The 11,717-nt window shown below is 68.6% G+C and carries 12 protein-coding genes; 5 read left to right on the top strand and 7 right to left on the bottom strand.

From position 1 onward, the window contains the following. Positions 1–28 precede the first annotated feature (28 nt). Both J3R73_RS11225 and J3R73_RS11230 read right to left on the bottom strand, forming a co-directional pair. Positions 29–1,030: a quinone-dependent dihydroorotate dehydrogenase gene (locus J3R73_RS11225; RefSeq protein WP_307426399.1), complete on the bottom strand. Its 1,002-nt coding sequence runs from the start codon at positions 1,028–1,030 to the stop codon at positions 29–31. Then, the gene (locus J3R73_RS11230) at positions 1,027–1,371 is read right to left on the bottom strand and encodes a DUF952 domain-containing protein (RefSeq protein WP_307426402.1); all 345 of its coding nucleotides are present in this window, start codon (positions 1,369–1,371) and stop codon (positions 1,027–1,029) included. Before J3R73_RS11230 ends, J3R73_RS11225 begins: the two co-directional genes overlap by 4 nt. A gap of 363 nt (positions 1,372–1,734) precedes the next feature. On the opposite strand from J3R73_RS11230, the gene J3R73_RS11235 reads away from it, so the two are divergent. Continuing rightward, complete coding sequence (locus tag J3R73_RS11235) at positions 1,735–3,972, top strand: transglycosylase domain-containing protein (RefSeq protein ID WP_307426405.1); 2,238 nt, start codon at positions 1,735–1,737, stop codon at positions 3,970–3,972. A gap of 135 nt (positions 3,973–4,107) precedes the next feature. Here the strand turns inward: J3R73_RS11235 and J3R73_RS11240 are convergent, their stop codons facing one another. The 3 genes from J3R73_RS11240 to rsmI form a co-directional block, all read right to left on the bottom strand. Further along, a complete protein-coding gene (locus J3R73_RS11240; RefSeq protein ID WP_307426407.1) occupies positions 4,108–5,325 on the bottom strand; it encodes an MFS transporter in 1,218 nt (405 codons plus the stop codon). Positions 5,326–5,795: 470 nt separating this feature from the next. After that, positions 5,796–6,170 (bottom strand): YraN family protein, encoded by a 375-nt coding sequence (locus J3R73_RS11245; protein WP_307426411.1) that lies wholly within the window; start codon positions 6,168–6,170, stop codon positions 5,796–5,798. Further along, positions 6,167–7,093, bottom strand: coding sequence for a 16S rRNA (cytidine(1402)-2'-O)-methyltransferase (gene rsmI, locus J3R73_RS11250; protein ID WP_307426414.1), 927 nt, complete (start codon positions 7,091–7,093; stop codon positions 6,167–6,169). Before rsmI ends, J3R73_RS11245 begins: the two co-directional genes overlap by 4 nt. Before the next feature lie 112 nt (positions 7,094–7,205). Here rsmI and pncA point away from each other — a divergent pair, with 112 nt between their 5' ends. Further along, positions 7,206–7,850, top strand: coding sequence for a bifunctional nicotinamidase/pyrazinamidase (gene pncA / locus J3R73_RS11255; RefSeq protein ID WP_307426417.1), 645 nt, complete (start codon positions 7,206–7,208; stop codon positions 7,848–7,850). Positions 7,851–7,985: 135 nt separating this feature from the next. Beyond that, complete coding sequence (locus J3R73_RS11260) at positions 7,986–8,372, top strand: DUF2794 domain-containing protein (RefSeq protein ID WP_307426420.1); 387 nt, start codon at positions 7,986–7,988, stop codon at positions 8,370–8,372. Positions 8,373–8,490: 118 nt separating this feature from the next. On the opposite strand, the gene J3R73_RS11265 is transcribed toward J3R73_RS11260, so the two are convergent. Then, positions 8,491–9,117 (bottom strand): arylesterase, encoded by a 627-nt coding sequence (locus J3R73_RS11265; RefSeq protein ID WP_370880076.1) that lies wholly within the window; start codon positions 9,115–9,117, stop codon positions 8,491–8,493. Positions 9,118–9,228: 111 nt separating this feature from the next. Between J3R73_RS11265 and J3R73_RS11270 the strand changes: the two genes are divergently transcribed. Then, entirely contained in the window at positions 9,229–9,927 is a 699-nt protein-coding gene (locus J3R73_RS11270) for an ABC transporter ATP-binding protein (protein ID WP_307426423.1), read from the top strand. A gap of 132 nt (positions 9,928–10,059) precedes the next feature. Here J3R73_RS11270 and J3R73_RS11275 read toward each other — a convergent pair whose 3' ends face one another. Next, positions 10,060–10,575: a VOC family protein gene (locus tag J3R73_RS11275; protein ID WP_307426426.1), complete on the bottom strand. Its 516-nt coding sequence runs from the start codon at positions 10,573–10,575 to the stop codon at positions 10,060–10,062. Positions 10,576–10,676: 101 nt separating this feature from the next. On the opposite strand from J3R73_RS11275, the gene J3R73_RS11280 reads away from it, so the two are divergent. Then, on the top strand, positions 10,677–11,603 hold the full coding sequence (locus tag J3R73_RS11280; RefSeq protein ID WP_307426429.1) for a LysR family transcriptional regulator: 927 nt from the start codon (positions 10,677–10,679) through the stop codon (positions 11,601–11,603). Positions 11,604–11,717: the final 114 nt, after the last annotated feature.

Consider the following 11,717-nt stretch of genomic DNA (forward strand, 5'->3'; position numbering starts at 1 on the left):
AGGCGAGGCGCCTGCGGTCCCGGCGGGATTACAGCCCCCGCTTGATCTCCCCGATCAGGCCCGGCCCCTTGTAGATCAGGCTCGAATAGAGCTGCACCAGCGTGGCGCCGGCTTCGAGCTTGGCCTTGGCCGTCGCCGCCGAATGGATGCCGCCGACGCCGATGAGGGGGAACTTGCCGGCCACCCGCCGGGCGACTTCCGCCAGGACGCGGGTGGAGAGATCGAACAGCGGCGCTCCCGACAGCCCACCGCCTTCGCGCGCCGTCTCCTTGTCCTTCAGGCTGTCCGGCCGGGCGATCGTGGTGTTGGAGACGATCATGCCGTCGATGCCGCGGCCGAGCGCCACGTCGATGATGTCGTCGAGTTCATAGGCGGTGAGGTCGGGCGCGATCTTGAGCAGGAGAGGCCGGCGCGGCGCCTTCAGCGCGATCTCGTCCCGCGTCTCCACCACGCGGGCGAGCAGGCTGTCGAGCGCTTCGCGTTTCTGCAGGTCCCTGAGGCCGGGCGTGTTGGGGGAGGAGATGTTGAGGGTGAAATAGGAGGCGACCGGCGCAAAGGCGACGATGCCGGCGGCATAGTCCGCCGCCTTGTCCTCGCTGTCCTTGTTGGCGCCGACATTGACGCCGAGGATGCCGCCGGCCTTGCGCGCCCGGAGCCGCGCGAGCACGGCCTGGTGGCCCTCATTGTTGAAGCCGAAGCGGTTGATCACGCCCTGGTCGGCCGGCAGGCGGAACAGGCGCGGGCGCGGATTGCCTTCCTGCGGCCGCGGCGTGACGCTGCCGATCTCGACGAAGCCGAAGCCGAGGCGGAACAAGGGATCGACGACCTCGCCGTTCTTGTCGAAGCCGGCGGCCACGCCGACGGGATTGGGAAAGTCGAGGCCGAAGGCGCGGACCGCCAGCCTCGGCGGATCGGGGGCCATCGGTGGGAGCGGCAGCGTGCGCAGCGCCATGAGTGTCCGCTCATGGGCGCGTTCCGGGTCCATCCGGAACAGCAGCGGGCGAATCAGCGGGAAGAAAGCTGCGATCATGGAAGGTTCGTCGGAAACAGATGGCCGCCGAGGCCGTCCAGCGGCAGCGGCACCGTCCAAAGCACGGCATCGAGCGGCAGGAAAGCATAAAGATGCGGAAACAGGGCGCCGCCGCGCGAGACTTCCCATTTGAGGGTATCGCCCAGCCTCGCCGCATCGACGGCGGCGAGGACGAGGCCTTCCTGCGCGGCGAAATGCCTGGCCGCCGTCTCGCGCACGGTGGCCGCATCGGAGAAATGGATGAAGCCGTCCTCGATGTCGACCGGCGCCCCGTCGAAGCGGCCCTTCTCCTCGGCCGCGCGCCATTGTTGCGCCGTCGCGATCTTGTAAATGATCTTCATGCTCGATCCCCAGCCCGGCCTCGCCTATACGAAAGGCGGCGTTGCGCAAGCCGCCCGCCGGACACTCTATGCGGCATATTCATTATGTTCTTGATTGGCAAAGTGAATGTTTGATGTCGCCGATACAGTCCAGCGAGGCGCGTTGCGGCGGCTTGCACCGTTTTTCCATCGTTCGCGCGTAAAGTCGCATTGCGTCAGCCACCACAATGGCCCGATAAGGCCTTGTTTGCGCCGTGCGCCTGGTGGAAAGCACGTCGGCGCCGCCGGAGCCTGCAGCTGGAGCGGCAACGGGCCCTTAACGGCCGTGGGCATAAAACAGTCGATTGTCGCGGATATTCGCTTCTCATGGGTTGGACGGAATGAATGGCGCAGGGGCAGCGGCGCATGATTGAACGGGTCGAGCCGCGCTTTGAGCCGGACAGGAAAGACGAGCCGGGCGCGGACACGGATGCCGATGGCGGCGGCTTGCGCCTGACGCGGGAGGACCGGCCGGCGCCTGTTCCGATCGAGGCCCGCGGTCGCGCCTCGGCGAGCCCGAAGACCGTGCGCCAGAAGAGCGGCAAGGGCTTCTTCGGCGGCGATGCCAGGACGTCGGGATCGCGCGGCGGCTCGTCCGGCGGCGGCCGGGGGCGCAGGCCGCGTCGGCGGCGCTCCTTCCTGTTCCGCCTGGTCTACTGGTCCTTCGTGCTGGCGATGTGGGGATTGCTCGGCGTCGGCGGCATCGTCGCCTGGTATGCCGCGCATCTGCCGCCGATCCAGAACCTCGAAGTGCCGCAGCGTCCGCCCAACGTGCAGATCGTGTCGGCGGACGGTGCCGTCCTCGCCAATCGCGGCGATATGGGCGGAGCCGCCGTCTCGATCAAGGACCTGCCTTCCTACGTGCCCCAGGCCTTCGTCGCCATCGAGGACCGGCGCTTCTATTCGCATTTCGGCATCGATCCGATCGGCCTCGCCCGCGCCGCCTTCGTCGCCATCACCACCCACCGCGCCACGCAGGGCGGCTCGACGCTGACGCAGCAGCTCGCCAAGAACGTGTTCCTGACCCAGGAACGCAGCCTGCAACGCAAGGTCCAGGAAGCGATCCTGGCGATCTGGCTCGAACACAAGTTCACCAAGGACCAGATCCTCGAAATGTATATCAACCGCGTCTATTTCGGCGCGGGAGCCTATGGCATCGAGGCGGCGGCCCAGCGCTATTTCCACGAGCCGGCGAAGAGCCTCAGCATCGCCGAGGCCGCGACCCTGGCCGGGCTGATGAAGGCGCCGTCCTCCCTCGCGCCGAACAAGAATCCGAAGGGCGCGCAGGCCCGCGCCCATGAGGTGCTCGACGCCATGGTCGACACCAAGGTGATCACGCCGCAGCAGGAGCAGCAGGCCCTCGCCACGCCGGTGAAGGTCTCCAAATTCGCCAGCGAATCGTCCGGCAACTATCCGGCCGACTGGATCATGGGCCTCCTCGACGACTTCACCGGCCCGCTCGATACCGACGTCATCGTCGACACGACGATCGATTCGAAGCTGCAGTCGCTGGGCGAGCAATCCCTGCGGCAGGCGCTCGACAAATCGGGCGCGAAGCTCCACGTCTCGCAGGGCGCCCTCGTCGCCATGGACCCCGACGGAGCGGTGCGGGCGATGGTCGGCGGGCGTTCCTACGCCGACAGCCAGTTCAATCGCGTCATCATGGCCCATCGCCAGCCGGGATCGACCTTCAAGCCCTTCGTCTATCTCGCCGCGCTGGAAGCCGGGGCGACGCCCGATACGGTGCGCGACGACGCGCCGGTGAGCCTCGCCGGCTGGAACCCGGCCGACTTCTCCAAGGAATATCGCGGGCCGGTCTCGCTGACGACGGCGCTCGCCCTCTCCCTCAACACCGTCGCCGTGCGCCTGTGCGCCGAAGTGGGGGCGAAGACGGTGGTCGACGTCGCCCATCGCCTCGGCATTTCATCCAATCTCGAGCCGAACCCGTCGATCGCGCTCGGCACCTCGGAAGTGACGCCGCTCGAGATCACCTCCGCCTATGCCACCTTCGCCAATGGCGGGCATCTCGTCATCCCCTATGTCGTCAAGCGTATCCGCACGGTGAAAGGCAAGGTCCTGTTCCAGCGCGGGCCGCCAATGGGCCAGACCGTCATCTCCGACGACAAGGTCGGCATGATGAACTCCATGATGAGCGAGACGCTCACCGTCGGCACCGCCCGCAAATGGGCGCTCTCGGGCTGGCAGGCCGCCGGCAAGAGCGGCACCAGCCAGAACTTCCGCGATGCCTGGTTCATCGGCTTCACCAGCCACATGGTGACGTCGGTCTGGGTCGGCAACGACGACGGTTCGTCGACCAAGCGAATCACCGGCGGCGCCATGCCGGCGCAGATCTGGAACACCTTCATGAAGACGGCCCACAAGGGCCTTGCGCCGCGGCCGCTGCCGGGCGCGCCCTGGGTGCATCAGGAGGCGCCGGTCGACCCGGCCGTCGACGCCCAGCAGCCGCAGATCGACGGTGCGCCGGACGACCAGCCCGTGGCGATGGACCCGTCTTATGACGGCGGCCCGCCGCCGGACCGGCCGGGCATCGGCGACTGGCTTCACCGGGTGCTGGGCAATTGAGGCGGAGGGTCGATCACCGATCGACCTCTTCCTTTCCGGCAGACGCGACGGTTCCAAGACGGGCGATCGGTGGTCGCCCCTCCATCCGCACCTTTCGCCGGTAAAGAAAAGGTCGAGGAGAACGCCGCCGATGCTTCACGCGCTCTGCCGCGAGCGGCCCTTCGCCGCGAGGAGGAGGGTGATCGCCAGGCTGCCGACGGTGGCGATGCCGCCGAACAGGAAGGGCGTGGCCGAGGTGAAGCAGCTGGCGATCAGGCCGGCCGCCGGCCCGGTGATGCCGAGCGACACGTCGAGGAACATCGAATAGAGGCCGAGCGCCGATCCCCGGTTCGCGGCAGGCACGCTGGCGACGGCCTGCACGCCGATCGCCGGGAAGACGAGGCTGAAGCCGAAGCCGGCGAGCCCGGCGCCGATCAGCGCCATCGCCGGCGCATCGGCGCTCCACACCACCATCAGCCCGACGAACTGCAGGACCAGCGAGACGATCGCCACCTTCAGGCCGCCATAGAGGTTGATCGTGTCGGCGAAGATCAGCCGGCAGGCCATGAAGGCGACGCCGAACACGCTGAGGGCGAAGGCGGCGCCCTCCCAGCCGCGGCTGGCGTAGAACAGCGTGATGAAGGTGGTGATCGTGCCGAAGCCGGCGGTCGCCAGGGCAAGGGCGATGCCCGGCAGCAGGACGCGCGACAGCACCCGGCCGACGCCGAGCCGGCCTTCGCCGCCGACCATGGCGGTCGCCGGCTTGGGCAGCGCGATGGCGAGGCCGAGCGCGGCGAGCAGCATGACGCTGACGCCGAGGCTGGCAAAGCCCAGCAGTCCCATCAGGTAGACGCCCGCGGGAGCGCCGAGGGCGAGCGCGCCATAGGTGGATACCCCGTTCCAGGCGATGATGCGGGCGGTGTATTCGGGGCCGACGCGTCCGATGGCCCAGGCGATGGCGCCGGTGCCGATCAGGCTTTCACCGATGCCGAGCGCCAGGCGGCTCGCCAGCAGCAGGCCGAGGCCGAGCGCCGGAACGCCTTCCAGGAGGGCGGAGGCGAGCAGCAGCACGCCGCTCGCAAAGCCGGCCATCAGGCCCCAGATCACCGTGCGCTTGGGGCCGCGCGTATCGGCGATCCGCCCGACCTGGGCGCGGGTCAGCACGGTCGCGATATATTGGATGCTGATGACGAAGCCGGCCATCACCGTGCTGTAGCCGAGCGTGCCGTGGACATAGGTCGGCAGGACCGCCAGCGGAAGCCCGATGGTCAGGTAGCCGACGAAGGTGACGAAGACGGTCGCGATGATCTGGGCATTGCCGTCCCTGCTGTTCCGCTTGGGAACAGAGGCGTCGGCGGCATGGTCGGCGGGCACGGGAGAGGGTCCTTCGGCAAGCGCGCGGACGGGAGGCAAATCGGGGCGAGTCCAGGCGGGCGGCCATTATGGCGGCCGCGATTTTTCCGTCCCATGATCTTTTTGCAAAACTGCCATCCGGATTTGCAGGCCGCAGCGCCGAAGACGTGACGTCAGCAGCGGCGCAGCGCTTGCCCTACCCTCTTCCCCGCGATGCGGGGAGAGGGGACCTCGGATCGGGAAACGTCTCCGTCTCGCCCGGCCAGTTCGAGACGTGACGCCGGCCACTCCTTCTCCCCGTCCTTACGGGGAGAAGGGTAGGATGAGGGGCGGCGCGATCGCCTGCTCGACGAGGGCGGGCGGCGGCGTTGCCCTCACCTCTATCCTCTCCCCGCGATGCGGGGAGAGGGAACCTCGGCGTCGAGACGGGTCGGAAATGTCTTCGTCTCGCCCGACCGGTTCGGGACGCGACGCAAGGGGCAGCCATGCCTCTACCCCAGATCCATCTCGAAGGCGTTGGCGTTGTGGACGGGCCAGCGGCGCGGCGAGACGAAGACGGCGTCGAAACGCTGCGTCATGGCCATGTGGCCGGGATGGCGCGCCAGCCAGATGCGGGCGGCCGCGGCGATCCGCCGCCGCTGCGCCGGCGTGATCGCTTCATAGGCCGAGGCCGCATCGAGACGGCCCTTGACCTCGATGAAGACGAGCGTGTCGCCCCGCGAGGCGACGAGGTCGATCTCCCCTGCCTGCGTCTTGAAGCGGCGGGCGAGGATACGGTAGCCCTTCAGGCGCAGGAGCCATGCCGCCCTGGCCTCGGCGCCGAGGCCGAAGCGGAAGGCGGTCCGGCGCGCGTCGCGCCCGCTCACGACGCCCGGCTGCGCCGTTCGGCCGCCATCTCGACGGCCCGGGCATAGACATCGCGCCGGGGCAGGCCGAGGCGGGCGGACACCGTCGTCGCCGCATCCTTCACCGAAAGGCTGTCGAGGGCGACGGCGAGCGAGGCTTCCATGTCGTGCTCGCTGGCGCGCTCCTCGACCGGCGGGCCGACGATCACCACGATCTCGCCCCGGGGCTCGTCCGCCAGGGCGAAATCGGTGGCCAGCGAAACCAGCGTGCCGCGATAGACGGTCTCGAACGCCTTGGTGAGCTCGCGCGCCACGGTGGCGCTGCGGTCGCCGAGCGCCGTCGCCATGGCGGCGAGGCTGTCGGCGAGGCGCGGGCCGCTCTCGTAGAAGATCAGCGTGGCCGGAATCGTCTTGAGTTCGGCCAGCCGGTTGACCCGGGCGCCGTCCCGGGCCGGCAGGAAGCCCTCGAAGAAGAAGCGGTCGGTCGGCAGGCCCGCGAGCGTGAGCGCCGCCAGCGCCGCGGACGGGCCGGGGGCCGAGAACACCGCCACGCCGGCCTCGATGGCCTCGCGCACCAGCTTGAAGCCGGGATCGGACACCATCGGCGTGCCCGCATCCGAGACCAGGGCCACCGCCTGGCCGCTGTTCAGGCGGTTCAGGATCTGGGGGCGCATGCGGGGCGCATTGTGGTCGTTATAGGCGAGCAGGGTGGCGCCGATGCCGTAATGGTTGGTGAGGCGGGCAGTGACGCGAGTGTCCTCGCAGACGATCAGGTCGGCCGCGGCCAAGGTCGCCAAGGCCCGCAAGGTGACGTCGCCGAGATTGCCGATCGGCGTCGCCACGACATGAAGGCCCGGAATCAGCGAGGGGGGCGTCAGGCGCTGGCCGTGCAGGATATAGGTTCGCTCGGCGCTGTCGGAGGAGGGAGAGAAATCGGGACGCATAGGGTCCTGCCTTTATCCGCCCGCGTCGCGATGGGGCGGCCACTGCGTTGCGTAGCATTGCCGGGGGGCTCGACGCAAAGGCAAGTTGATCTTGCCGCCTCCGGCGCCGATGATGGCGCAAAGCAGCAAGGGATTTGCGATGAAGCCGGGCGAGACGGACGTTCTTCTGGTGATCGATGTGCAGAATGATTTCTGCCCGGGCGGTGCGCTCGCCGTGCCGGACGGCGATTCGGTGGTGCCGGACATCAATCGCATCGCCATGAGTTTCGACCGCTGCGTGCTGACGCAGGACTGGCATCCGGCCGGCCATTCCTCCTTCGCCTCGAGCCATCCGGGCCGCCAGCCCTATTCGACCGTCGCCATGCCCTATGGCGAGCAGACTTTGTGGCCGGACCACTGCGTCCAGGGGACGAAGGGCGCGGAATTCCATCCGGGCCTTGCCCTGCCGCGCGCCGGCCTCGTCATCCGCAAGGGATTCCGCCCGGCGATCGACAGCTATTCGGCCTTCTTCGAGAATGACGGGCGGACGCCGACCGGGCTTGCCGGCTATCTCAGGGAATGCGGCCTGTCGCGGATCTTCTGTGTCGGGCTCGCCACCGATTTCTGCGTGCGCTATTCGGCCGAGGACGCACGGCGGCTCGGCTTCGAGACGGTGGTGGTGCTCGGCGCCTGCCGCGGCATCGACCTCGACGGCTCGATCGCCGCCGGCATCGGCGCCATGAAGGCGGCCGGCGCGGTGCTCGTCGACTGGATCTAGCCGGTCTCGTGCGGATACCACTGCGCTTCGGTGCGGAGGGCAATCCGGAGCGGACCGAAATGGTGACTTGAACCGCCGGGCGTTCGGCGCGATCATGACGTTATGACGACAGGCCCTATCTGACATGGAGGCGTCATGACGGAGTCCGATCCGCCGGGATCGCAGGTTTCGCGGAGCGAGGGAGCCGACATAGCGGTCTTTCCGGCTCCGCGCCGGCCCGATCCCCCCACCATCGCATTCGACCGGCACGAATTGCGCCAGATCCTCGATCTCTATGGCCGCATGGTCGCCTATGGCGAGTGGCGCGATTACGCCATCGATTTCCTGCGCGACAAGGCGATTTTCTCGATCTTTCGCCGCTCTTCGGAGATGCCGCTCTACCGTATCGTCAAGGACCCGGCCCTGGCCCAGCGCCAGGGCGCCTACAGCGTCCTCGCGCCGACCGGCATGATCCTCAAGCGCGGGCATGACCTCGCCCGCGTGCTGCAGGTGATCGACAAGCCGGTGCGGGTGGTGGTGTAGGGAGCGGGACATCCCTGTCCGCTCTGGAGGGCGCACGCCTTCCAGGTGACGGGAGGGCCCTGGCTATCGCCGCGGCGAACCGGCGCGAAGATGCGGACAGGGATGTCCGCGCTGCCGTCTATGGCATCCCCTTCACGAAAGCCGCTACGGCCGGCGCCATCTTTGCCACGATGACGTCGACGCCCTGCGCCGTGGGGTGCATGCCGTCCGCCTGGTTAAGCTTCTGGTTTCCCGCCACGCCGTCGAGGAAGAATGGGTACAGTCCGACGCCGTAGCGGACGGCGAGGTCCGGATAGATGGTGTCGAAGGATTTCTGGTAGTCGGGGCCGAGATTGGGCGCGGCGCGCATGCCGAGCAGCATGACCGCGATCCTGCGTTCCTTCAGCCGCGACAGGATGGCGTCGAGCGCGGCTCTCGTCCGGGCGGGGTCGAAGCCGCGCAGCATGTCGTTGGCGCCGAGTTCGAGCAGCACCGCGTCGGTGCCGTCCGGGACCGACCAGTCGATCCGCGCGAGGCCGTCGTCGGCGGTGTCGCCGGAGACGCCGGCATTGTCGATGGCGACGTCGAGGCCCTGCGCGGTGAGGGCGGCCTGGAGCTTCACCGGATAGGCGTCCCCGGCCGGCAGGCCGAGGCCGGCGGTGAGGCTGTCGCCCAGCGCGACGATGTGGAGGGATCGCGCCGCTGCCGGCTGCAGCGCCGCCGCCAGCAGCGCGAGCGCGGCCAGGGCAGCGGCGCGACGGCGAATTGCCACAATCCATGCGTAGACGGGGATGCTGCAGACGGGCATGCCTTCCGAACTCTTCTGTTGGCCGGAAAGCGGTGGCGCTTTGCGGACTGGGCCTTTACGGGAATGATCATGAACGAAGCGATCGATCTGGCCGATGTCCATCTCAGCCTCGGCACCGGTGCGGCGCGCGTTCACATTCTCAAGGGCGTTACGCTGAAAATAAGGCAGGGCGAGGCCATCGGCCTGGTCGGTCCATCCGGTTCCGGCAAATCGACCCTGCTGATGACGCTCGGTGGCCTCGAAAGGCCGGACAGCGGCATGGTCCGCATCGCCGGGCAGGATCTCGGCGTCCTGAACGAAGACGGGCTCGCCCGTTTCCGCGGGCGGCATATCGGCATCGTCTTCCAGTCCTTCCACCTCATCCCGACCATGACGGCGCTGGAGAATGTCGCGGTTCCCCTGGAGCTCGCCGGACGGCGCGATGCCTTCGCCAGGGCCGAGGCGGAACTGGCGGCGGTGGGGCTGGCGGGGCGCCAGGCCCATTATCCCGCGCAATTGTCCGGCGGCGAGCAGCAGAGGGTGGCGCTGGCGCGGGCGCTCGCACCCGAGCCGGCCATCCTCATCGCGGACGAGCCGACCGGCAATCTCGACGAGGATACCGGCCGCGGCATCGTCGAGCTGATGTTCCGGCTCAAGCGCGAGCGCGGGGCGACGCTGGTGCTCGTCACCCACGACCTGGCGCTGGCGGCGCGCTGCGACCGCATGATCCGCATCCGCTCCGGCCGGATCGAGACCGACGAGACGCCCGAAGCCGAAGCGGCGGAGTAGGGCAGACATCTGCCCCGAGGTGCGGGGTTTGCGGGAGATGGCGCGAACGGAGGGGCGATCACCGATCGCCCTTCCTGGCAACGTGGAGCTTGCGGGAAAGGAAGAGGTCGATCGGTGATCGACCCTCCCGGGCTATGCCGCCTTCAGCAGGCCGTCGAGGTCGAGATGGCGCGTGTACATGCCGAGCTTGCCGTCGGGCTGGCGCGGCCATTCGGCTTCGGGCCGGTCCCAATAGAGCTCGACGCCGTTATGGTCGGGATCGTGCAGATAGAGCGCCTCGCTGACGCCGTGGTCGCTCGCCCCGTCGAGCGGGATGCCCGCGGCGATGAGCCGGCGGAGAGCGTCCGCCAGTGCGGCGCGGGTCGGATAGAGGATGGCGGTGTGGAACAGGCCCGTGGTGCCGGGGGCCGGCGGCGAGCCTCCACGGCTCTCCCAGGTGTTGAGCCCGATGTGATGATGGTAGCCGCCGGCGGCGATGAAGGCGGCCTGCGTGCCATAGCGCGCCATCAGGCTGAAGCCGAGGACGTCGACATAGAAGGCGAGCGCGCGGTCGAGGTCGGCGACCTTGAGATGGATGTGACCGATGCGGGTGCCGGCGGCGATCGGATTGGCCGGCGTACGCAGGGGTTCGAAGGATGGGACGGACATGGAAGGCTCCTGTTTGCTGAGCGAGATATAACCTCTGCCGTTCGACTGGATAATATGGCGCAATGGAATATCATCTCATCGGCGGAGTGTGAGATGATGCCGTGCTCGATCGCTTGACGGGAATGCAGGTCTTTGTCCGGGTGGCGGCGCTCGGCAGCTTCTCGGCGGCAGGCCGGGCTCTTTCCTTGTCGCAGACCATGGTCACCCGCCACGTCCAGGCCCTGGAAGACAGGCTCGGGGTGCGGCTTTTCCACCGCTCGACCCGGCATTTGACCCTGACCGACGCCGGTCGCCGGCACCTCGAATTCTGTGAGCGCATCCTCGCCGAGATCGAGGAGGCGGAGCGGGCCACGGCGGACGAGCGCATCGAGCCGCGCGGCGTGCTGCGCGTGGCGGTGCCGGTCGTGTTCGGAACGAGGGAGATCGCCCCGCTCCTGGCGGGTTTCCTGCAGCAGCACCCGGCCATCACCGTCGATATCGGCTTCAACGACCGCGTCGTCGACCTCATCGACGAGGGCTGGGACGTGGCGGTCCGCATCGCGGTCCTGGCCGAATCGAGCCTGCTCGCCCGGCGCCTCGCGCCGTGCAACATGGTGCTGTGCGCCGCGCCAGCCTATCTGGAACGCCGGGGAACGCCGAGGACGCTGGCGGACCTCGCCGCCCATGACTGCCTCGGCTACACGCTGCCGGTTCCCGCATCCGCCGAGCGCTGGAGCTTCGGCCGCGACGGCGAGATCGGCGTCGCCGTCTCCGGTCGCCTGCGCGCCAGCAATGGCGAGGCGTTGCGCCTGGCCGCGCTGGCCGGCCTCGGGCTGATCAATCAGCCGACCTTCATCGTCGGAGACGACATCCGCGCCGGCCGGCTCGTCATCGTGCCGCTCGACCAGCCGCAGCGCACCAGCCTCGCCATCCATGCCGTGCAGCCGCCGGGCCGCAATCCGCCGGCCAAGGTCCGCGCCTTCATCGACCATCTTGCGGAGCGTTTCGGCCCCAGGCCGCCCTGGGACCGCGATCTCGCCCTGGCATAGGGGGCGGCGAGCGCGGACATCCCTGTCCGCTCATGCGTGCCCGCAGGCCGAAACCGCTCCGCTCCTGGCGGAAGAGCAGTCGCATCTGTCTGTGTGTCATCCCGCGCGCATTGC

It is taken from the genome of Labrys monachus, assembly GCF_030814655.1.
In the GTDB taxonomy this organism is placed as follows: Bacteria; Pseudomonadota; Alphaproteobacteria; order Rhizobiales; family Labraceae; genus Labrys; species Labrys monacha.